The following is a 23376-nucleotide window of genomic DNA, read 5'->3' on the forward strand; positions in this document are numbered from 1 at the left end:
CTATTTAAATTACTATATTAAGCTCCATAATGCTTGTACATTAGATGGTTCCCATCCTACTAATGATGTATGTCCTTGTCTACATGTATAATTTTTTCCATTATAACTTACTATATCACCTGTTTTATAGCTTACCCATGCTTCCCATGCTGGATAACTTGATGGTTTTTGTACAGAAACTGAAACTATATTAGAAGTTACTGTTTTACTACCATCACTTAAAACTACAGTATAATTATAATTTCCTTCTCCTTTTCCTGTTACATTGTAGCTTATATTTCTTAATGCACTACCTACAGTTAAACTACCAGTAGATATTACAGTATTTCCTTCTAATATCTGATAACTTGTTGCTGTATTATTTGCTGGTATTTGAATATTTAGGGTAAATGATCCACCGCTAACTTGTCCTGCAGTTAAAGAGGCTGCTTGTAAAGTGTTTTCTACTGGAGCTGATACTGTAACCTTTACTTCTGTGGATGTAACTTTACTACTACCATCACTTAAAACTACAGTATAATTATAAGTTCCACTCTCTTTACCTGTTATATCATAGTTTATAGTAATTGGTGTTTGACTTCCTGAATTCAATGTACCACTTGATATCACAGTATTTCCTTCTAATATTTGATAACTTGTTGCTGTATTATATGCTGGCACAATAGCTGTTAAAGTATACTTTCCATTAGAAACTGGTCCAGCTGTTAAACTAGCAGCTTTAAGTGTATTTTGTGTAGGAGGAGTTTCTGAACCATCTTTTATTAATCCATTAAACATTATTGTGTGCATTGGCCATCCACCCTTAACGTCATCACCACTGCAATCCCAAACAATAAGACCGCCATAGCCATTGTCATTTATATAATTTATTCTATCTTGTAGAGAAGTTTCATCCTCATAAGTCAAGAATTGCTTGGTTGAAGAGTTATATAAATAAGGTACTTTAGCTATTGGATCTCTATATTTAACCCATCCAGCTGTTTTTTCAATATTTTTAATATCATACCAAGAGTATTGACCTCCAGTACCTAAGTTACCTGTGAAATTCTTATTTCCTGGTTGGAATAATCCATCTCCATTTGGACCTGGAGCTACATTTCCCCACCCTCTACTATATAGTGGTGAACCTGCGTACAATTTACTCTTAGGAACATTATATTCTTCTGAATAAATCTTCATTGCATCATCTGTGTCAAATTTAGGTCTTGTTGTATCTTCAGGGTTATGATATAAACCAGCTAAATGACCAGTTACATCATCCCAATCTCCAGCAAAATCATATGTCATAACTCCAATAGCATCTACATATTGAGCATATTGATCTGGCTCTGTATTGTGAATTTTTGACTCTCCTGCTGATACTGCAACTGTTAAAAGTTTATCCTTCATACCATTTTGATCAAATGTTTCTCTAATTGTTTTTAATAGCAAGGTAAAATTATGCTTGTCCTCTGGTCCACCAACGCTACCTCTATCATATTGATCTTCTGGAGCTCTAGTTTCTGTTGGGTACTCCCAATCTATGTCAATACCATCAATGAACGGATACTTTTTCATGGTATCAACCATGCTTTGTGCTAATGTCTTTCTATTTTGCTCTGTAGAAGCTGCTGCATGGAATTTATCACTCCTAGTCCAGCCACCAACTGCAATTACTATTTTTACATCTGGGTATTTTGATTTGTAATACTGATATTCTCCAAAATGTCCTGCTAACCCCTCTCCCCACTCTGGAGAATGTTTAAAATCTGCACATTCAAAATCTGCATAGGAATCTGTAGTTTGAATTTTAAAATCATTTGTTATTTCAAAGAAAGCATGATTTACCTGAGATACTTTATCCCAAGGAATGTCATCTACAGTTATATTTTGTTGTCCCGCCTCATACATTCCCCAACTTGGGAAATATGTGATAACTCTTTTGTTTGTAGCTGCTGAAGTTGTACTAGCAACAACTGCTTGGTCAGTATTCTCCTTTGCAGAAGTTGTTACTGTTCCTGATGTTAAACCTACACTTCCAACAACTAAAAATAGTGATAATAATAGACTTAGTCGTTTTTTCATTTTAACTCCCTCCAATTATTTTATTTTCTTTAAAGAAAATATGTATTAGACATTACTTATTAAAGCTTCCTTGAACTCCTTAATCTAATTATAATTCCATATTTTTACAGCATCAATGATATATAATAAGTAAATTCAGACAACTCTCCCCCTTTAGTAAACATTTACAACAATCTTTTAACTATAATAAAAAAAACCTTAGTTCATTTTGTTTAAATAAGTAACTAAAGGTTTTTTTATAAATAATTATTCTTTTAAAATATACTATTAAACAAGCCAGCCCCTTTAACAATCTCTTGTTCCATAAATAAACTTGAAACAGCTTGTTTATAATCTATAACTTTTTGAGCTTTCTTTATCTTTTTTGCATACTTCTTATTATCAGTAAACATATATATCATATACCCCCAAAGTTCTTTCATTCTAAACATTGCATTTTTATCATCATTAAAAAGTTCTATATAGTTATTAAAAATTTCATCATGGAAGGCTTTTAATGTATCTTTAGTAATAAAATCATTACCTTTAATATCTCCAATTAAACCTGGATTAGCTAAAACACCTCTACCAAGCATAACTTTGTCTACTTCTGGAAAACTATTAACTAATTTATTATAATTTTCAACTATAAAAATATCTCCATTATAACACACAGGGCTTTTACTTAATGATAGTGCATCCTTAAAAATCTCTAAGTTAGGCTTATTTCCATAAAAATCTTGCCTAGTTCTTGGATGGATTATTAATTCTTCTAAAGGATATTTGTTATATATCTCTATCAGTTTATAAAACTCCTCTGGAGTATCCTTTCCAATTCTAGTCTTTATTGAAATTTTCATATCTTCAATCTTGTATATTTCTTCTAAAAATTTGTCTAGTTCCTCTCTTAATGCAAGAAAACCTGAGCCTCTATTTTTTGAAACAACTGTCCCTGCTGGACATCCTAAATTTAAATTCACCTCATTATATCCTAATTGCTGTAACTTTCTAGCAGTAACAATGAATCCCTCAAAATCATTTGTAAGTATTTGAGGAACTATGTTCATTCCTTCATTATTTTCAGGTAAAATATCTCTTAACTCTTTTGTTTTAAGACTTCTGCTTTTATTGGGTACAATAAATGGCGTAAAGTATTTATCAATATTGTGAAAGAACTTCTCATAAGCATTTCTATATATATATCCAGTAATCCCCTCCATTGGGGCTAAATAAAATCTCATATAATAACTCCTTCTTAAACATTCTAAAAGTTATTATATCAGCCTTCTATCCTCTTATCTACTTAAATAACAAAGTGAATAATATATTTACTTTAATTTCATATCAAAAAATCCATAGCATTTTTGCTATGGATTTTAAAATTATCTTTTTTCTAATATTTCTTTAATCATTTCTATATTTTCTGTAAGATTACTTAAAACTAGAATTGCTTGTCCTAATTTGTCTTCACCTTTAACTAACTTATTTTTAATAAAAGTATTTTTTATTTCCTCAAATCTTTTCTTTTCTTCTTCAGTTATGCACCCAACTAACTCTTTCCATTTAAGCATATTAGCTTCTGCTCCTGAAGTTAATGTTTGAGCATCATTTTCATAGTTAATTAGAACTCTTTGGAATAATTCCTCATCATTCATTATAGCTACTACTTTCTCAGCTATCTTATTCATATTTCTATATGACCCTTGAAGCTTAAATGGTGGCTCTTTTCTATATTCATCGCTTTGAGCTGCTGAATGGATATACTCCATATTGACCTTTATTACTATATCTCTTACTTTCATTAACTTATTAAGAACACTTATATATTCATTTAGTTCATCTACTGAGTAATCATATTCAAGGGTTACATTTTCCCTTTCCACTCCATTAGCCATTTCAACAAGTCCATATAAATCCTTCTGATTAGTATTAGATAGCTTAGATAATATAGGATTTGAAGTTAAACAGTTTTCAATATAACTAAGTTTAAATGCTTCTTCATTTTCCATAAGCATATCCCCTAGGTTATATACATCTGCTCTATTAGCAAGCATATCTGGAATCTTAAATTTTTCTCCACTTTCAGTATAAGGATTTCCAGCCATAACAACAGCTACCTTTTTACCTCTTAAATCATAAGTTTCACCAATTCCATTATATACACCTTCAATTTTTCTTTGTCCATCACATAAAGAAATAAACTTTTGTAAAAACTCAGGATTACAGTGTTGTATATCATCTAAGTATATCATTACATTGTTACCCATTTTTAAGGCTATATTCAACTTTTTAAGTTCTTCTCTAGATCCTGTATTATTAGCTTTATCTGGATCTAATGAAGTTACATCATAACCTAATGATGGTCCATTTACCTTAACCAATATAATTCCAAGCCTACTTGCTATATATTCCATTAAGGTTGTTTTACCATATCCAGGTGGAGAAAGAAGTAATAATAATCCCATTGAATCTGTTCTTTTATTCTCTCCAACAACACCAATTTGTTTTGCTAGATTATCACCAATTAAAGGCAAGTACACCTTATCTATCAATTGATTTCTTACAAAAGAAGTAAGTACTTGTGGCTTATATTCATCTAAATGAATTTTATCCTTAAAGTTTTTAATAAGACCCTTCTTTATATCTTGGAACTCAATAAACTCTTTAACACAAATCTCACCAAAATACTTTAACTTATTCATAAATTTTGTATAAGATAGAATATATTTACCACTTTCTATTACAGAATGACTTCCTATAAGGCCTTCTATATTTACTTTTGAATCAACATATATAACCCTTCCAAAACTTCTATCACCATTCATTAATAAAATAATTACTTCCTTAAGCAATCCTTCTATTTCATAGTCATCTAAGTTTTCAAATATAGTAGCATTAATGTCTCTTAGTTCTTTATTATCATCTATAACACTTTCTTTATAAGCATTAATACATTCCTTTATGAAATAGTAAAGCCCTTCTATATCTACTTTACTCTCTTCTATGGATGCTAAAAATTCACTTAACAATCCCTTTCCTTTTAGGTAGTTAATAAATCCATCATATATACTCTTACCATCTTTACTAACTACAAAGTCTTCTCCTCTCATAATTTCCAAGCATAGGTATTCAGATGCTTCTTTTACACATCTCTTATGGAATAGATTAAACTTATTATTTTCTTCTTCAATCTTTTCAGACACATATGGAATATAACTATCTAAATTAGGAGAAGAATTAAAATACAAACTAACTTTTGATAATTCTTTTAACCTCTTTCTTAACAAATCCTTTGTATCTTTTTTAGCTAAAGAACTCCAGAATAACCTTGCTAATGCCCTACTTTCACTACTATATATAAGTAAATCTATTTTATAATGCAACTCTAATAATGCCTTTAAAATTTTTGCCCCATCAATATCATGTACACCTTTAGTGTATCCTTCTTGATATCTTGGTTCCATAAATTTTTGCACCACTTTAATAAGTTGTCCTTCAGACATAGAATGTAATTTATCTAAAGACTCATTTTCACCTCTTTTTGCTGCATCAAAAACTAAATAAGCTAGGTACTCCCCCTTATACACTTCATTATTCTCAGATACTACACTTTGAGAGAATACATGATTATATTTGTCAATTCCTTTAATATCTACCTTCTCCCAAAAATCAGTTCCTGTAATATGATAATTTAGTCCATCTTCCTTTTGCACTATAGATAAATCAATAGGTTTGTTATTAACAGAGAAATAATGTTTCCCTAATTTAATAATATCTTTTCCATTTATATAAAGTTCTTGTCTATCCTTAAGTTGTCGGATAGCTTCCTCTTTTACTTTCTTTAATCTTGAAGTAATCTCATCACCTTTTACATTATCCCCAAGATCTTTCAAGCTAGAAATAATATCCCTAACCTTTTCTACCATTATATCTGTAGCCAGATATCCATTAATCTCATCTACAGTATTAAAACTTTTTAACCTATTACTTATTCCATTAAGTATACGTTCTGAAGAACCAAATAAAGAGAGTATTCTTTTATTTAACTTATCTAAAATTGTCTGCTTTTTACTTTCAAAGGCATTATATACTTCTTCTCTTTTTTCACTTAATTGAATAACATAATCATCAAATTCAGCAAACTTTCCTTCAAGTTCTTGAATCATAATCATAATTTTATTTAAATATTCATCACATTTATCTACTGTATCTGATATATCTAGATAGTTTACAACTGATTGACTAAGTAACTTTAACTGAGCATTAAACTGAGTTGTCATTTCACTTTTAGTAAGATCTCCAACTCTATTGCTTAGCCTAGCTTTACCATTATTAATTAAAGAAAATAATGAGGAAATTTTCTCTATTATTTGTGTGGTCATAGTGGGATCTTCAATTTTGAAGTTAGATATTATATCTATAAGAAGCTCTAATTCACTGGATGTTTCGTCCATCCTTTTTTCAAGCTCTCTACCCTCTTTAGATTTATTAACTTTATTTATTTCCAAAGCTAACTTATTAACATTTGTTTCATATGGCTTTAACCCCTCTGGAGCAACTAAAAATTCAACACATTTTTTTGAGAACTCTTCATACTTTTCCTTAACATTTACATCAAGAGAATTAACTATATTGAGATCTGCATATCTTAAGTCCTTAAGAGAAGAAATCCCTCCCCTTAAGTTTCTTATATCTGCTAATGCCTTAACATATTCATTAATTGAGTCAAAGGAACCATACTTTAGATTATTCAATAGTTCCTCTGCTCTTGTGCTAACTTCTTCAACCTGTTTTTTGGTAGAAGTTTTTATTCTCGTTACTTTTTCAAACTCGCCTATGGCAAAAGTAGCAGATTCCTTGATATTTATAAGTACCTCTTTTAAATTAAATATCTCTTCTTTATCTAACCAGAAATAAGAATCTATTATTCTTTCACTTTCTTTTACAATATCAACATATATACTTTGGTATCCTTCACCCTTTTGGATAAGCTTACATACCCCTTTGCAGTCAGCCATTGCATTAACTATATCCTTGTTTCCAATCTTAAATAACAAAGAATCTTTGTTGCCTTCAGTTACATAGTTCTTTCCAACATAAGGTGTTTGCCATATTTGTATAATATGATTTTTTCTTGGCTCACTTTCATTTTTGAAAATAATCATCTCGCCATTATTAAAATGAGAATATCCACTGCAAACAATTGGTGTATCAATTTTCTGTTCAATAATATTATATGAATAAATTAAGTACAACCCGCTATAAGTATTATAAAAAATATATTGATAATCCTCTCCATTAGTAGACGAAACTCTTTTATCAAAAATAGAATTCTCTGCTTCTACATCAAAAATCTTATACTCACCATTTTGAAGATAATATCCCTCTGGAAATATAATCCCATGGTTTCCTGGTAATAGAATACAAGTATCTTTTATAGAATCTATTCTAACAACATTTTTCAACTTATTATTGAAAATAAAATATCTATACTCTTCTTCCTTATATGGTTTAATTTTCAAAATTATAATTTGCTCTAAATCTGCATAGTATATTTCTGCATCATCAAGGGTTTGATCCATATACTCAACAGGCTCAGAATATATACCTTTACCTGTTGTGGTATTATCCTCTACTTTAATAGTTAAATCTCCTTCTAATGTTTCAACAAAAACCTTGTCCAATATTGAAACATGGGGATGAATACCACTTCTTTGATCATCTCTAGTGGCCTTAATAAATCTAAATTCACTTTTATTTTTAAATCTAATTTCATGCTCACTTCTACTATCAACATAAACTAACTTATTTCCTTCAATTACCCACTTAAATACTTTAATATCTGTAGGATCTTTTCCTGTTTGAAAAATCATATAGAAATAAGGCTCTGTTATAGTAAACTTAGCAAAAAAAGTATTTTTATAATATTTATATAGTTCATCAAAGTCATTAATAAAGTCTTTATCACTAATCAAATCAAAGGATTGTTTTACAAAACTCCTATTTTCATATTTATAAATTGAAAAAACATCACTTAGTTCCACTTTAGATTTAAGTCCAATATGAACGTTATATCCAAAAATAAAGTAATCTTCTACTGGAGCCATATCTCTTGGAATACAATTATTATCAGTAATTATTCTTTCACTACCAAGAACTTTTGTTTCAATAGAACCAAAAACACTTTTTCTTTCTTTATTAAGCTTTTCAACCCTCTCTTTTAAATCAGAACCTTTTTTTAAAAGACGATTTTTAATAACTTCATATGTTCCATTCTCCATATCTTCTTTACTATTATCATGGAAACTTTTATTTACGCCTTTTTCATCGATACTATTCAAAATTATTCTCCTTATTCGTTTATAATTTCTATAGTTTTTGCTGGTAAATTAGCTACCCCTGCTTTATTTACTGTATCTAATAATTTACTTAATGCAACTTTATCTTCTTTATCTGCATTCCCCATCATCTTATTAATAGCACCTGCTATTGAAAGATTCTTAATATCTTCCGAAGTTAAATTGAATCTACCAACAAATTCTTGTAATTGCTTCTTAAAATATTCAGGGTCACCAGTTATAAATGTCTCCTTAATATCTGTAAGAACATCACTATTTTCAACTAATCTATCATAAGATTTACCCTTTGAAATAGAACCAATTATTTGGTCAAAGAACATAGTCTCTCCACCGACAATATCAATTTTAGCTGTCTTAAGAGCTTCTCTAATAACTGAAGCTTGTGATTCTGCAATTTCCTTTTGTATATTAATATTAGCAAGTTGAATTTCCTTATCTTTTTCAAGTTTAAGTTTAAATTCTTCATGTCCTCTACCAACTTCGTCAAGAGCCTTCATGCTATTAGCTTTTTCTCTAATTCCTTCAGCTTCTGCCATGTATTTTTTCTTTAAGATATCAGCTTCAACTGTACCTTCTTTCTCCTTAACATCAACCATTGCAGTGTCACCCTTAACTTGTGCTATAGCCTTAGCCTCAATTGCCTTAGCCTCTGCACTTGCTTTAGCTTCAATAACCTTAGCTTCTGCAATACCTGAAGTAGACTCCTCTAATACATTAGCATCAACAAGAATCTTAATTGCTTCTGCTTCTTTTTGTGATGCTTTATATTTAGCATCTGCATCAATAATAGTTTTCTCTGCAATTTTTTCTGCTGCTTGTTTAGAAGCTTCTGCTGTTTTAACTTCAATAATAAGATTCTTTTCAGACTCTTCTTCTGCCTTCTTAATAGCTACAGCCTTTAATCTTTCTGCTTCTGCAATAGCTCTAGTATCCTTAATCTTTTCTTCTTCAATAACAGTATCTTTCTCTACAGCTACTCTCTCTCTTATAATTAGTTGAATATTTTTCTTTTCTACCTCAACTTCCTTTTCCTTAGCAATACTAGCAAGCTCTACAAGCTTTTCTTTATCTGTCTTTTCAAGTAATCTCTTCTTATCTACTCTTTCTGATTCAATAGCTTCTGTGCTTTCCTTAGATTTCAATGCAATTATAACTTGTCTTTCCTTATTTTGTTCTGCAACTTCAATTTCTTCATCTGCTTTAACCCTAGCCATTTCAGCCTTATATCTTTCTTCTTGTCTAACTTTTTCTGCTTCTGCCTCTTCCCTTGCATGAATAATAGCAATTTCTCTCTTCTGCTTTGCTTCTGCTTCTGCATTTTGTTTTTCAAGCTCTAATATAGCTTCTCTAGCAGATACATTTTGCTTCTTTATTGTCTTTTCCTTATCTTGTTCAATTTGATTTGCTAAAATAAGTTGTTGAGAAGTAAGCTCTGTAATTTTTTTAATACCTTCTGAATCTAAAATATTCTTACTGTTTAATAAATTAATATCAGTCTGTTCAAGATAATCAATAGCTGCATCATCAAGAACATAACCATTTAAATCTGTTCCTATTATTTGAAGAATTTCATCCTTAAAGGTTTCTCTTTCAGTATAAAGCTGTACAAAATCAAACTTTTTACCAACTGTCTTTAATGCTTCAGAAAATTTAGCATCAAAAAATTCCATTAAAGTTGCAGGATCAGATGCCTTTTTACAACCTAATAATTGAGCAACCTTAAGTACATCTTCCTTTGTTTGATTAACTCTAACGAAGAATGCAACTCTTATATCAGCTCTTAAATTATCCTTACATATTAATCCGTCTTTTCCTTCTCTAGCTATTTCAACTCTCTTGACTGAAATATCCATAACTTCATGTTTATGAATAATAGGAACTACAAAAATACCTCCAAAACATACAACCGGTCCACCTACACCATTTCTAACTATTACTTTACCTTGGTCTACTTTGTGATAAAATCTTGAAAATAACGCAAGTAAACCTATAATAATAACTAAAGCCGCCCCTACGCTAAACAATAAAACTTGTGTTGAATACGCCATATTATTCACTCCTTAATCTTTATAATATAATAAACATTTTTTTCATCATTTTTCTTTGTTACATAAGCCTCTTCACCTTTTATAAAGGTTTCATCTTCATCATATTGCTTAACATTTATTAATATTGAAGCCCCCTCCCTTTTTATTTCTCCTTGTCCTAATCTACCATCTTTAAGGTCACACATTAAGGTAACTATTTGTCCAATAATAGGTTCACCTTGATTCAACTCTTCTTGGTATACTTTCTTAAATATTTTTTTAAGAGGATTGGTTATTATCTTTGCAATTAATGAACTAACTATAAATGCAGGAATTAGCAATAAACCATTTGTTAAACCTCCTGGCGTTATTGGTAGTAAAAACATAAACATTGCTAAAATCCAAAAAACTAAAACTATTACACTGAAAACTAACATAAAAGGTAGTTCTGAAAGATTTAGAAATGCTAGAAATGCATGAAATGGGCCTATATCTGCTCCACCATCAATATCAAAATCCCCATCAATATCAAAGTCAAACAAATCAAAATCTATAACCCCTATTATTACAGTTAACCAATAAAATAAGACAAATCCTAATAAAAAAGTAGGTATAATATTTGCCCCTCTAAAAGCATTATCTAATAATTCACTCATTTTCCCCCTCCTTTACCCATATATAAATTTTACCATTGATATTTATTCCAAACAATCCATTTTATTGAATATATTACATTCATATAATAAAATAAAATGTAGCAGAAAATTTCTACTACATTTTATTTTTTATAATGTTTATCTCTTTTTACCGAAAATAAATATTGATATTACCGATAATAATGCACCAAGTAAAGCTAAACTTCCCTTTGATGAATCTCCAGTTTGAGTTGGTTTACTAGTATTATTACCTTCAGATCCACTACCATTATTTGTATCATTTCCTTGATTAGAATTGTTCCCCGTACCTACTAATTTAAGATTGTTATATGCTTCTTTTAAAGTTTTATAAGAATTGCTTACATCTTTTTCAGTAGAATAAATGTCTCTAACTACAGCATTTGCTTTTAACACTTCATTTTCTAAGTTATACCATGACTCTAAAGTATACTCTTCTTTATTTAAAGAATTTATTTCTTTTAACAAAGCATTTAACTCCTTAGCATCTAATAATGAAGAATATGCTTCTTCTAATTGAGCTATTAATTTCTTTAATGGAATTGTATTTATTTCAGATACTAAGTTAAGCTTTAATGCTATTTCATTATATCTCTCTGCTGTTACAATGGTATAATTATTTTCGTCAATATCCTTTACTAATTTTTTAGCATCATCTATTTCCTCTTTAGTTGCTAATCTGTCCTTATTAGTAAGTGTTATTTCTTTTATAGCAGCAAAATCTTTTCCATTAAATGTAGAAAGTGCTGTTATCCTAATAGCAGATGCTGTTATAGCTTCTTCAAAAATAATTGAATCATTAATTCCACTTTCAAATGTTCCAGTTTTTATTTCTTTCCATTGACCATTTACTTTTACATCTAGCTTGTAATCTTTAATTGTACCATTAGAATTTTTTCCACGTGATAATACATTTATAGTATCAAAACTTGTTTCATCTCCAAAATCTACTTGAATCCAGTGGTTACCTTCATGACTATCTCCCCCAACATAATTTGTATGCCACCAGCTTGATTCATTACCATCAATAGCTGTAGATGCTTGCCCATCTCCAGATGTTGCTGGCATTTCTGAACATGCACTTGCCTTCCAATTACTTCTATCTATTTCAATAATTTCAGATCCTTTAAATGGTTCGTACATAGACTTAGCCTCATCATAATAAATAGAACTATTTCTAAGTTCAATACCACCTAAAATTCCTTTAAAGCTATTATCTGCTACAACAATCTTACCTGATTCAATTGACTGATTAATTCTATTCTCATCATAAACTGAGTTTGATAATTCACCATCAATATAAATCTTAAGCATTCCATTTACTTCACGAACCGCTACAACTTGATGCAAATCACCATCATTAACCTTACCTACAAAACTACTGCTTGTAGATGTTGGAACATATTTATCAGTGCCAAAAATTCCATGAGCCTTTTCAATTACTGTAGTAACTTCAGATTTAGAATTTACCTTTAAATCTTTTACTTTAAATGATACATATCCTTCTTCATCAATTGATAATGATATATCATCTCCTTGAGATAATAAGTTTACATTATTTGATGTAGTTTTTACTGCCATGGAAATTGCAAAATCATTTGTTCCAGTAAAACTCTTATTATCTTCTAGTGTATAATCTTTATCTAAGTTTAATAAGAACATATCCAAATCTCCATTATATGACTTTTCTATATTTTCTCCATCTACTAGATTATTCCCACTAGTTACATTGGCAACTTTACCATTGCTATATGCTGGAATTTCTAAACTCTTTGTTATTTTATTTCCTACAGCATCTCTTTCACCAGTAATATTTAGTTTAGCTTTATCTACAATTCTATTTTTAGTAGTTATAACAACTGTTCTATAGTCATCTAATAGCTTAGTTTCTGTTATATTATTACCCTCTACGGAGTAAACCTCTTTACCATTCTCAACTCTTTCATTATATTTTACTGTGATTTCATTATTTCCAGTTACTTTTGCAGATATAATCTCTGCTCCTGTACTATCATTCTTGCCATATTGGAATATTCTTGTTTCGTAAGGTGCTAATTTAACAGTTAATGTATCCCCATAAGACACAGTGCTAGAATCTCCAACAACATATGGTAGTACTTGATTTCCTTTAATATCCTTTACAGACTTTGGAACACCTACCATATCAGTTAACTCTAAAGTATATTCTTTTTCTTCTTCTGTTGGATTTCTAAATGAAACTATTCCTTCATCTCCATCCCAGCACGAGTATCCATATACACCTTGTGTTGGACGTTCACCAAATAGCTTTGCCTTCTCCAATATATGAGAATTAGTTTCAGCAAATTCTAATGCATCTGCATTTACTTTCCACTTTTCATCATCCATTATAGACGGAGAATAATATAACTCCCAGAATGCTGTACCACGAACTGAATTTGAAAATAAAAAATCTCTAAAATCTTCTGTAGTTGCTGAACTTCCATCAGATACCCCATAAATAGGATCATGATTGTAAATATTCTTTAATGGAAATTGAACTTGATTTACTTTAAATAAGTTATAATACACATTGTCTCTATAAGTTATTTTTTGTTGATGTCTTTCACCAGTTCCAGCTTGTCCTGTATCGCCAGAGTCTTGAACCCAAATTGTGTTAACCCATTGTAATAGCCATGGGCTTAAGTTTACATAACAAGTTGCATTAATAAATAATCCTTTACCTTCTTCTGCACGACTTGCACGCATTTCTTCCCAAGCATCAGTCCATTTTTCCCAAAGATCAGTTGTATAGTACATATTGTTAGTACCACCAGTCATATGATCATGTTTTTGATTCGTACAAGGTCTAACAGCAAAACCATCTATCTTCCAGTAATCAACATCAAATCTCTTTTGATTATCAATAAACATAGATGTTAAATTCTTTACATATTTATCCGAACCTACACAAATATTAGTCCAGTAATCATTTTGAGCATAAGCTGTTCCACTTTCCTCCATATACTTTGCAAATCCTGAAAAATAATTATATCCTCCTTGAGGTCCAAGCCAAATTCCAAATTTTGATTGGAACTTATTTGTAAGCTCTGTAGATGTATACAATTCATTAGGGAACTTACTATTAAACTCCCAAAATCCAGTACGATTCATGCCTTCTCCTGACTGAGAACTCGAAATGTTTGGATTATACTTTTCATCTCTATAGTTGTTCCATCCATCATCTACAACATAAGAATCAACTGGCTCTACACCATTCTCAGTTAATCCTTTTTCTGAGCCATAGAAAGATTTTGCAATACTTTCATCAGTTATTTCAAGCATATTATCATACCAAGAATTATATTGCTTTCTAAACTCAGTTGGTGTAGCAATATCAGAAATATATTCGTAAAAATCAGTTTGCACTACGTCCGTATCTGTACCTTTAGCTGCTCCTACAACATTCTGCCAAGATACGAACTTCCCATCAGTTGTCAATTGATTATCTTCGGCTAACTTTTCAAATGTTTTACCAGAGTAATATCTTATTTGTATTTCATCATCTACTACATCTGTATCAGCTGCTGGGAATTCAGAACCAAAAAACATACCATTTGCATATATAGGTTGTCCAAGCATTAATTCATTCTTACCAATCCACATTGATGAAACATCTTTTAAATCTGGATGAGACCAAACTGTATCACTAATTTCATCTTCTAAAACAAATTTATCTAAATCAATATAATCAATTTGTGCTTTACTATTATCAGCTTTAATTTCTAGAAAAGATCTCATATAATGCTCATTACTTTTAAGAACTGTTACCATATCAATATTGTATTCGATTCCATTAAGTTTATAAGGTAAATATGAAATAGTAAGCTTTTTACCACTTTCAATATTTTCAATCTTTGTTGTTTCATTATCTATTGTTAACTCACTAGACTCAATCTTGCTATCATCTACTGTACTTTCTTCTTCCATATATTTGTCTGAATATAAATTTATCTCTGAAGCTGAAAACTCTTGAGTGTTTCCTAGTGAATCAGATAATTGATCAATTCTAATATATCTAGTTGTATACTCCTTATTAAAATTTCCATAAACTACATCTCCTACATTTTGTAGCTTACCCTCTTGATGTAGATTATAGTCTTCCCTTTTAAATTCGCCTTCACCAGCTTCCTTCCAGTTCACACCATCATCACTTACATATAGCTTGTACTTACCCATTGTTCCATTTATTCCATATGCGGCATCCTCGTACCCTGGACGTTTTAAATATGAAAAAGATGATACTTTCTTCTCTTCACCCAAATCAACTTTTAAAGAAATTGGATATCCTGTAATAGTATATTGATCAATGTAAGTATTAGCATCTCCATCAAATAAAAGCTTTACATTTTCTTGCAAAAATTCAGTATTAGAACTAGTTGTAAGAGTTGCATTCCATGATGTACGATCAATAACTTCAATTGGAACTTCTACATCAGTGTCTTCTTCGGGTTGTATAGTATTTATTATGAAATCTTCCGATCCCTTACCAGGAATCAATGTAGTATTAGCTCTATTATTTTCTATTAGATTAGTTAATACTTTACCATTATCTATAGAAAATTCTCTTTTGATATAATCATTACCTATACTTATTTTATCTTTCCCTATATTAGCAAAAACTTTTCTGTCTCTGCTTTCTATAGCATTTACCAAAACTGATGTATTAGAGAATACTATACTACAGCTTAAAGCTAATGAAATATACATCTTCAAAATTTTTTTTGATTTCATTATATAACCTCCATTATTTAATTTCCCCTTAAAATTTAAATTCATAACTCTATTCTCTATCCCCTCCTCTATATTCATTTTCCACCCACCAATTTAATTAACAAAATATAAATAAATATACATATTTTGTATAAACCATATTTATATGTTATATTAATTTTTGTATCTCTAAAACCCTTTTACTAATAATGATAAAAACTTTGCATAAAAGTGAAAAATATTAAAACATAACATTGCTATAATATAAAAATTAACCCTATTACACTGAAAACAATTAAAAAAGTTAACTCTACAAAATTTAGAAATACCAGAAATACATGAAATGATCCTATATCCACTCCATAATCTATTTCCTCTCTCTATATAAACTTTACCATTGATATTTTTTAATAATATATTTTATATTCCACTTCTCGTTATAAGAAAAAGTGGGTATATTAAAGTTTTTCACTTTAATATACCCACTCGAAAATTCTTATGCCACTGGTAGTAATAAACCTGATTTCTTTAATATTGGTCTTATTGCATTATAGATAATTACTACTAATATCACAGAAACAACTGCATTTACAAATGTAGTAACTGCACTTAATTTAGCCAAAATAGTAGCTGCATCCTGAGGTTGTCCCAATATATATTGCTTATAAAAGAATCCTACAACAGGATCTGCAACCACATTAAAGGCTAACCCTCCAACTGATGCAAGAAGACTCCACTTAAAAATATATTTTTTATCATTGCTATCCCCAATTTTCGCAATTCTATGTGCTATTAATCCTGTAATTAGTCCAATACATAATTTTAGAATAAATGTTTTAGGTGCTACTAATATATATACAGGATCTAATAAATCTGCAATTGTCATTCCTATTGCACCTGCAATACCTCCATACCATCCTCCAAGTAACAATGCTGCTAAAACACAAAATGCATTTCCAATATGAAGAGAAGTAGCATCTCCGCCTGGTACTGGAATTTTAATTTGTAAGTAAGTAAATGATACAAAACATAATGCTGCTAATAATGCTGTTTGTATTAGCTTTTTAAATCTGATTTCATTTTTCAAAATAATTGCCCCCTTTAAATTATAAAACTTATAATTCATTTTATAAATTTAAGGAAAATCAGTCAATTGTACCCATACATTTTAAAAATCACTTCCTGCTAAATATCCAGTTGAAAATGCTATTTGAAGATTATATCCACCAGTTTCAGCATCAACATTAATTACTTCTCCAGCAAAATAAAGATTTTTTATAAGTTTAGATTCCATTGTTGAGGCATTTATTTCTTTTACTGCTACTCCACCGCTAGTAACCATAGCTGCCTTAATGCTTAATGTTTCTATTGCTGTTAGTTTCATTTCTTTTATATAATTTACAAGTTTTATTTCATCTTCTTTTTTAAGTTCACTTGGCTTAGTTTCTGTTAGGTTAAGTAATCCAACTATTTCCTTCAAGAAATTACCTGGCAATAAGCCTTTTAAATTATTTAAAACTGTTTTATTTGTATTTTCCTTTATTAACTTTGAAATTTCATCTTTACTTTTATCTTGTACGAAATCTAAAGTAACTTCCACTTCTCCATTTTCTAAAGCTCTATTTATATATGAAGATAATTTTAAAACTCCAGGGCCTGATATTCCAAAGTGAGTAAATATCATATCTCCTATAATCTCATACTTTTTCTTTTTTACCTTGGCACTTAATACAACATTCTTCATTGATACCCCTTGAAGATTTTTTACAAAGCCTTCTTTTATTACTAAAGGCACTAACCCTGGATAAAGTGCATCTATTTTATGACCATATTTACTTAAAATATCATACATACTTCCATCAGATCCTGTTGCTGGCACACTCTTACCACCTGTTGATATAATTACTTTATCACCCAAAATCTTATTCCCATTAGATGTAACTATACCTCTTATTATATTATCTTCAACAATTAAATCTTCAACTTTAGTATCATACATAACCTTTACGTTACTTTTTTCTAAATTATCTATAAATAATCTAATAATGTCATCAGCTTTATCACTCTTTGTATAAACCTTATTATCATTATCATATTCTATTTTATATTCGAAATCATTTTCTTTAAGATACTCTAGTAAAGAATCATTACTAAAAGTATAAAAAGCACTATATAAAAACTTTTTATTTGTTACTACCTTATCAAAGAATTCATCTATACTTCTATTATTAGTGATATTACATCTACCACCACCTGTAAGTCTTAATTTCTTACCAATTTCATTATTTCTTTCTACTAATATTACTTCATTTGTTTTTGATGCAGTCAGTGCAGCCATAATACCAGCTGGACCTCCTCCAACAACAATAACCTTTGCCATAACATTACTCCTTACTTGCTTTTTTCTATACTATTATCATTTATTTTATCTGCAATTGCAATTATTCCCGCTCTTCTAAAACTTCCCATTCCACAATTCATTACTTCTTTATCATAATAATCGCATAGTTCTATAAAATCATTATCTATACTAATTTCATTAATCTTTTTGTTCACTTCTTGATAATTATATTGCCTATATAGGTGTAATAAATATAAGTGTGTCAAACTACCTAAACTCCTGCATTCAATAACTCTCATATTATTTGATATCAAAATATCAGATAATTCTTTTATATCATATGCCTTAATTTCATCTATACTTGTTAACTCACTAACATCATCATAATTAGCTTTATTGAAATACCCTGTTACCATCATATCTTTTACTGAAGGGTGAATTCTTCCAAACTTACTTAGACTGTAATTTAACCAAGTTGCCACCATACAGCTCTTACTTGATACAGTTAACATTACTTTTTTTCCAACTCTACAACTCTCTTTTATTACTTTATTAGAATTCTTACCAGAAAAAGATATTGCACCATCAAAACATAGAACTAAATCAAATTCATCTTCTTCGAAAAGACTAAGATCCACAGCATTTCCTTTAACAAATTTAATATTATCCATATCTTTTGATTTAAGTATCGCTTTATTTATCATATCTTGTGACAAATCAAAATGTGTTACTTCATATCCCATTTTTGAAAGTGGGATAGAAAAAGCTCCTGTTGCAGCCCCTATATCTAGTATCGTTCTTACTCCACCTAAATTTTCGTTAATAGCTTTCCATCTTAATAGTCTATTTACTTTCTCGTCATCATAATCATTTTCTTCAACTGTAGAAACCTTATCCCAAAACTCCTCATAATTACTATACATTATCTTTCCCCCTAATATATTTTCTCAAAAATACTTTTAGATATTATACTGCTATTTTATATAATAGAAAATAAAAACTACATAACATTTCTACAAATCCTATTACAAGACTTAAAAATTTTCTTCTTTTCAAGTCTTGTAATAGGATTTTTTTGGCTTCATAACAAAACATACGGTGGACTAATATCATGAAACACATAATCGTTCCAATCCTTTATTGGAGCATTCATATCAAGTATACCATCAACAAAGCTTCCTGCAGAATTAAGAAATTTAATCTTTCTAACTATAGGTCCATCTTGAATAACTACGCACCTTTCTTTTTTATTTAATACACCTATCTGTACTTTACTTGGCCATTTGTCTGGAGAATAAACAGGTATTATTGCTCCTGACATATTAATTGCAAAATAACTTTCACCAAGTTGATTTCCCATAAAAATCACTCCTTATTCATTTATTCATATATTTAAAGCCTTAAAAGTTGTTTATTGTAAACTTTATAGTATAAAATAAATATATATTAGAAAATAAGGAGTACTTATTTATGAAAAAATTTAATTTAACACTTATTGCTATTTTAGTTTCTTTTTTTTTAGTTTCATGTACTGATACATCATCTAATGAGGAGACTAATACAAAAACAGAATCTGCATTTATTGAAAGTAATTTTATAAATCCAGACTTTAAAAATGTTATTATATCAAATTATAAACTTGCAGATGTTACACAAATAGAAGTTAATAATTTTAATTTAAGAAATGCAGAACTTTCATCTAAATATAAAAAAGATCTTTCAACAGCAATCAAATTTTCAAATAGTAACTCTCTAAACTTGACATTTCAATATTCAATAGATGACTACAAGAATGATTTATTAAATAATAAAACTGATTCTGCCTTATTAAATTCATTATCATCTGTAAAATCAAACCACTACTATACTGAAAGCGATTCTCTTAATGTAGATATAGAAATACCTTTAACATCACATGAAAATATTAGTAGTTTATTTAAAAACATTTCGTATAAAGCTTCAATTCAACAAATAGATGAAACCTTTAATTTTAAAGATTCTAAACTAAATGAATTTAGAAATTCATTTATAAAAGAAACTATCGATTATAATGTAATAAACGAATATGTGAGAAATTATTTTAATAATACTCTTCCATCAGATTCATTTATATTTTTTAATAAAATAGATGAAAACTATTTTGAATCATTTAGAATTGAAAATAATGTGGCATATTATAAACTTATATATAGTCCTAAAATATAAAATTATTAAATAATTATAATTTCGCTAAATCGAATTTTTACGAAGAAATAAATACGAAGGTTTTAGAGTTGAATAGTAATTTATTTACTTTTATTCTTTTTTGTGTTAATTCTATAATGTAAAATTTATATACTATATTGAGAGGTGTAAAAATATATGAATAAAGTTAATCCGAAAAAGATTGATTCATCTAAATACTTTTATTTAATTTTTTTTATAGCTGTAATAATTAATGGGATAACTGATTGTTGGTTAAATATATATCCTATTCCCAAAACCTTTCCAATTGATTATATATATTTAATAATTAGCACAATAAAATTACTAGTAATATATTTTATTTTAAATACTATAATATTAAAAATAAGAAAAAAATCAAAGAATAATTAGTTTTATAATATAAGAAAAGAGTATTCCAGAAGGATACTCCTTTCTTATATTATATTTATTTTCTAATGACATCCACCTTGTGAGTGCATTGGATTAGTTAAACAATAATTTGGTTCCAAAGGCACTCTAGTTCCACATGTATTAGCAACAACTAATAAATCATACGCTACTGGAATAGCTGTAGCAAATGGAAGTTTGCTTGCAATAATTTTAGCCGCTTCATTAAAAGATGCTTTTTGTAATAAAGCCATAACTCCACCTGTAACAAAAGCTTTTTTAACCCATTCTCCCCATTTAGACGTTAATTCATTAAATACACATGTCCTATCGAGAATAAAACCTCTGTCTTCTATTCTATTAGAAGAATTTTTTCCAGATAAATACTCATTTAATGCTACTGTAGCTTCTAACTCATCTAATAAAGGATCATTTCCATAAACTTCTCTTATTAAATCAAAGTCATAGCTAACTAGATATCCTTCTTCATCATAAATTCCTGCATCCTCAATCAAAAATCTAAGTATTTCCTCAACTTCCTTTACTTTTGCCTCATCAACCTCACTTACACTTTCAGTATTATTTGAAGCTTCTGTTGCATGAACTACTGTAGAAATGGCAAAAGTATTTAATAATAATACACTAATTAGCATACAAATAACTTTTTTCATAAATAAGCCTCCTATAATACATTCTATAATTGAATATTTTACCATATTAGGATTTTTTTCAAACAATAGTCTTTATTTTTGATGGACATTTATGGTAATTTATATATTAAATAGATAAAAATGTTTTTGTATGAAGGGGGAGAAATGAAAATAAAAACAAAAATAAAACCTGCTATCATCATTATATTAACAATATTATCAAAAGTATTTAATGACTTAACTAATAAGTGGCTAAATTTACCTGATGATTTAAAATTTAAAAATTTTTATCCTGATATAATATTTTTTCTGATTAGATATATTAAGCTAGCAGTTATATTTATTTTCTTATACTATTTATATTTAAAGCTTAGAGATAAATTTATTGAATCTTCAAAATAAAAGTAAATAAAAAAAGCCATTAAAACCAAGTTTTAATGGCTTTTTTTATTTACTTTTTAATGACATCCACCTTGTGAATGCATTGGATTAGTAGAACAGTAATTAGGTTTTTCAGTAGTCTTAGTTCCACATTTATTTGTAGCACGAGCTAAGTCTACTGCTATAACTCCTACTGATGTATAAGGAAGATTTTTCACTAAAAGTTTAGCTGCTTCTTTAAAAGATTGTTGCTTTAAAAAAGCGATGAGACTACTAGATGCAACTGAATCTAGTGTAGCTTCTCCCCATTTACTTGTTAAATAATTAAATACACATGTACTATCAATTACTAACGTTCTTTCTTCTATATTACTAGAATTTTTAGATGTTAGATATTCACTAAGTGCTAATGCTGATTCCAAATCATCTAATAATGGATCATTCCCATAAACTTCTCTAATTAATTCAAAATTATAGTTTTTCCAATCTCCTTCTTCTGTATAGATTGATGCATCCTGAACTAAAAATCTAATCATCTCTGCAACCTCTTCTACTTTAGCATCATCTAATACTTCTACATTTTCCTCATTATTATAAACTTCTGTTGCATGAGTTACTGTAGGAATTGTACAAGTATTTAATATTAATGCACTCATTAGAACACAAATAATTTTTTTTAATTTCATAAAATACCTCCTACAAAAATAAATTTTATGATTATTTCAACTCAAAATACATAATAATACAATTATTTCATTCTTTTGTATATATGGATATTTTTTAACTTTTTATATATTTTCTATTATTCACTTACAAATAATAAGTAACTTAAAATTATTACTAAAATAGGTGTTATTGCTACATTTATATATACTTTTTTATTATATATTTCTATAAGTTAGAGTTAAATACACACATAATTCTAAATAAGTTAATTCAATACATCTAATATCCTCATATTCTTTTTTTAAAAAAATTATTTCTGATCTGCTCTGTAGCACTTATAATTTTTTTAATCTCCACCTTAATTTTATTTAGTTTCTTTTAGTAGAAGTAGAATATATAGTCTCTGTTATAATCTATGTAGTATTCTTTATATTTGTCTTACATCCTGCTTTTAACAAAAGCGTAATTAATATTATATTATCCCCTAACAACTTCGTTAAAAGTATCTTTAGTGAAAATTAAAACTAAATATTATAATAAAAATATGTGAAATTATAATATTTATTGAGGTGATTTTTATGATTCTAAAAAAATTAAAAGAAAAAATTTCTTTCAAAAAATTTATGAAAGGATTTATATTAACATTACTTTGTGGAATTCTTTCTTATTTCACTTTTGATCTTAATAAAACTTACTTAATTCTTTCCTTAACTGCTTTTCCTCTACTTGGAGGGATATTCTATTCATTATTCAATGATATGTTATACTTAACTTAAATACTTCTTAAATATTTGCTTTATAGTAGTTCTAAGTAAAAGAGGTATTTTCACTTTTTTAATTGTTAAACTTTTTCGTTAAATGGAATTTTTGCGAAGTCAAAGATCCTAACGGTTTTATGCCATTTGTAAGGCA

The 23376-nt window shown here is 28.7% G+C and carries 14 protein-coding genes; 2 read left to right on the forward strand and 12 right to left on the reverse strand.

Annotated features, from left to right (window positions below; genetic code table 11):
- Positions 1 to 12: 12 nt before the first annotated feature.
- The 10 genes from G594_RS19655 to G594_RS18835 form a co-directional block, all read right to left on the reverse strand.
- Positions 13 to 2064 carry a glycosyl hydrolase family 18 protein gene (locus tag G594_RS19655; RefSeq protein ID WP_051195986.1) on the reverse strand — a complete coding sequence of 684 codons (2052 nt, stop codon included), beginning with the start codon at positions 2062 to 2064 and terminating at the stop codon, positions 13 to 15.
- Between the two features lie 254 nt (positions 2065 to 2318).
- On the reverse strand, positions 2319 to 3284 hold the full coding sequence (locus G594_RS0111365; protein WP_027098696.1) for a tRNA dihydrouridine synthase: 966 nt from the start codon (positions 3282 to 3284) through the stop codon (positions 2319 to 2321).
- 141 nt (positions 3285 to 3425) lie between these two features.
- Entirely contained in the window at positions 3426 to 8384 is a 4959-nt protein-coding gene (locus G594_RS0111370) for a DNA repair ATPase (RefSeq protein ID WP_051195987.1), read from the reverse strand.
- A gap of 11 nt (positions 8385 to 8395) precedes the next feature.
- Positions 8396 to 10450 carry a flotillin family protein gene (locus G594_RS0111375; RefSeq protein ID WP_034866520.1) on the reverse strand — a complete coding sequence of 685 codons (2055 nt, stop codon included), beginning with the start codon at positions 10448 to 10450 and terminating at the stop codon, positions 8396 to 8398.
- A 5-nt stretch (positions 10451 to 10455) separates the two neighbouring features.
- Positions 10456 to 11085 carry an OB-fold-containig protein gene (locus G594_RS0111380; RefSeq protein WP_027098699.1) on the reverse strand — a complete coding sequence of 210 codons (630 nt, stop codon included), beginning with the start codon at positions 11083 to 11085 and terminating at the stop codon, positions 10456 to 10458.
- 138 nt (positions 11086 to 11223) lie between these two features.
- Entirely contained in the window at positions 11224 to 15855 is a 4632-nt protein-coding gene (locus G594_RS18825; protein ID WP_081663694.1) for a discoidin domain-containing protein, read from the reverse strand.
- Between the two features lie 475 nt (positions 15856 to 16330).
- On the reverse strand, positions 16331 to 16921 hold the full coding sequence (locus G594_RS0111390; protein WP_027098700.1) for an ECF transporter S component: 591 nt from the start codon (positions 16919 to 16921) through the stop codon (positions 16331 to 16333).
- Between the two features lie 81 nt (positions 16922 to 17002).
- Positions 17003 to 18214: a BaiN/RdsA family NAD(P)/FAD-dependent oxidoreductase gene (locus tag G594_RS0111395; protein WP_027098701.1), complete on the reverse strand. Its 1212-nt coding sequence runs from the start codon at positions 18212 to 18214 to the stop codon at positions 17003 to 17005.
- A gap of 11 nt (positions 18215 to 18225) precedes the next feature.
- Positions 18226 to 19098 carry a class I SAM-dependent DNA methyltransferase gene (locus G594_RS19660; RefSeq protein ID WP_027098702.1) on the reverse strand — a complete coding sequence of 291 codons (873 nt, stop codon included), beginning with the start codon at positions 19096 to 19098 and terminating at the stop codon, positions 18226 to 18228.
- A gap of 158 nt (positions 19099 to 19256) precedes the next feature.
- Positions 19257 to 19535 (reverse strand): hypothetical protein, encoded by a 279-nt coding sequence (locus G594_RS18835; protein WP_051195990.1) that lies wholly within the window; start codon positions 19533 to 19535, stop codon positions 19257 to 19259.
- Between the two features lie 110 nt (positions 19536 to 19645).
- On the opposite strand from G594_RS18835, the gene G594_RS0111410 reads away from it, so the two are divergent.
- Entirely contained in the window at positions 19646 to 20380 is a 735-nt protein-coding gene (locus tag G594_RS0111410) for a hypothetical protein (RefSeq protein ID WP_027098703.1), read from the forward strand.
- A gap of 452 nt (positions 20381 to 20832) precedes the next feature.
- Here the strand turns inward: G594_RS0111410 and G594_RS0111425 are convergent, their stop codons facing one another.
- Positions 20833 to 21438 (reverse strand): hypothetical protein, encoded by a 606-nt coding sequence (locus G594_RS0111425; RefSeq protein ID WP_027098705.1) that lies wholly within the window; start codon positions 21436 to 21438, stop codon positions 20833 to 20835.
- 144 nt (positions 21439 to 21582) lie between these two features.
- Here G594_RS0111425 and G594_RS0111430 point away from each other — a divergent pair, with 144 nt between their 5' ends.
- Positions 21583 to 21819: a hypothetical protein gene (locus tag G594_RS0111430; RefSeq protein ID WP_027098706.1), complete on the forward strand. Its 237-nt coding sequence runs from the start codon at positions 21583 to 21585 to the stop codon at positions 21817 to 21819.
- A 56-nt stretch (positions 21820 to 21875) separates the two neighbouring features.
- Here G594_RS0111430 and G594_RS0111435 read toward each other — a convergent pair whose 3' ends face one another.
- Complete coding sequence (locus G594_RS0111435; protein WP_027098707.1) at positions 21876 to 22484, reverse strand: hypothetical protein; 609 nt, start codon at positions 22482 to 22484, stop codon at positions 21876 to 21878.
- Between the last annotated feature and the right edge of the window lie 892 nt (positions 22485 to 23376).

The sequence above is a fragment of the Clostridium paraputrificum AGR2156 genome, assembly GCF_000424025.1.
Classification (GTDB): Bacteria; Bacillota; Clostridia; order Clostridiales; family Clostridiaceae; genus Clostridium; species Clostridium paraputrificum.

What these genes read in the sequence shown, in the direction of transcription:
- G594_RS0111375 (WP_034866520.1), bottom strand. Translation starts at nt 10,450, where the DNA reads ATGGCGTATTCAACACAAGTTTTATTGTTTAGCGTAGGGGCGGCTTTA.
- G594_RS0111365 (WP_027098696.1), bottom strand. Translation starts at nt 3,284, where the DNA reads ATGAGATTTTATTTAGCCCCAATGGAGGGGATTACTGGATATATATAT.
- G594_RS0111435 (WP_027098707.1), bottom strand. Translation starts at nt 22,484, where the DNA reads ATGAAATTAAAAAAAATTATTTGTGTTCTAATGAGTGCATTAATATTA.
- G594_RS0111425 (WP_027098705.1), bottom strand. Translation starts at nt 21,438, where the DNA reads ATGAAAAAAGTTATTTGTATGCTAATTAGTGTATTATTATTAAATACT.
- G594_RS0111380 (WP_027098699.1), bottom strand. Translation starts at nt 11,085, where the DNA reads ATGAGTGAATTATTAGATAATGCTTTTAGAGGGGCAAATATTATACCT.
- G594_RS0111410 (WP_027098703.1), top strand. Translation starts at nt 19,646, where the DNA reads ATGAAAAAATTTAATTTAACACTTATTGCTATTTTAGTTTCTTTTTTT.
- G594_RS0111430 (WP_027098706.1), top strand. Translation starts at nt 21,583, where the DNA reads ATGAAAATAAAAACAAAAATAAAACCTGCTATCATCATTATATTAACA.
- G594_RS19660 (WP_027098702.1), bottom strand. Translation starts at nt 19,098, where the DNA reads ATGTATAGTAATTATGAGGAGTTTTGGGATAAGGTTTCTACAGTTGAA.
- G594_RS18825 (WP_081663694.1), bottom strand. Translation starts at nt 15,855, where the DNA reads ATGAAATCAAAAAAAATTTTGAAGATGTATATTTCATTAGCTTTAAGC.
- G594_RS0111395 (WP_027098701.1), bottom strand. Translation starts at nt 18,214, where the DNA reads ATGGCAAAGGTTATTGTTGTTGGAGGAGGTCCAGCTGGTATTATGGCT.
- G594_RS19655 (WP_051195986.1), bottom strand. Translation starts at nt 2,064, where the DNA reads ATGAAAAAACGACTAAGTCTATTATTATCACTATTTTTAGTTGTTGGA.
- G594_RS18835 (WP_051195990.1), bottom strand. Translation starts at nt 19,535, where the DNA reads ATGGGAAATCAACTTGGTGAAAGTTATTTTGCAATTAATATGTCAGGA.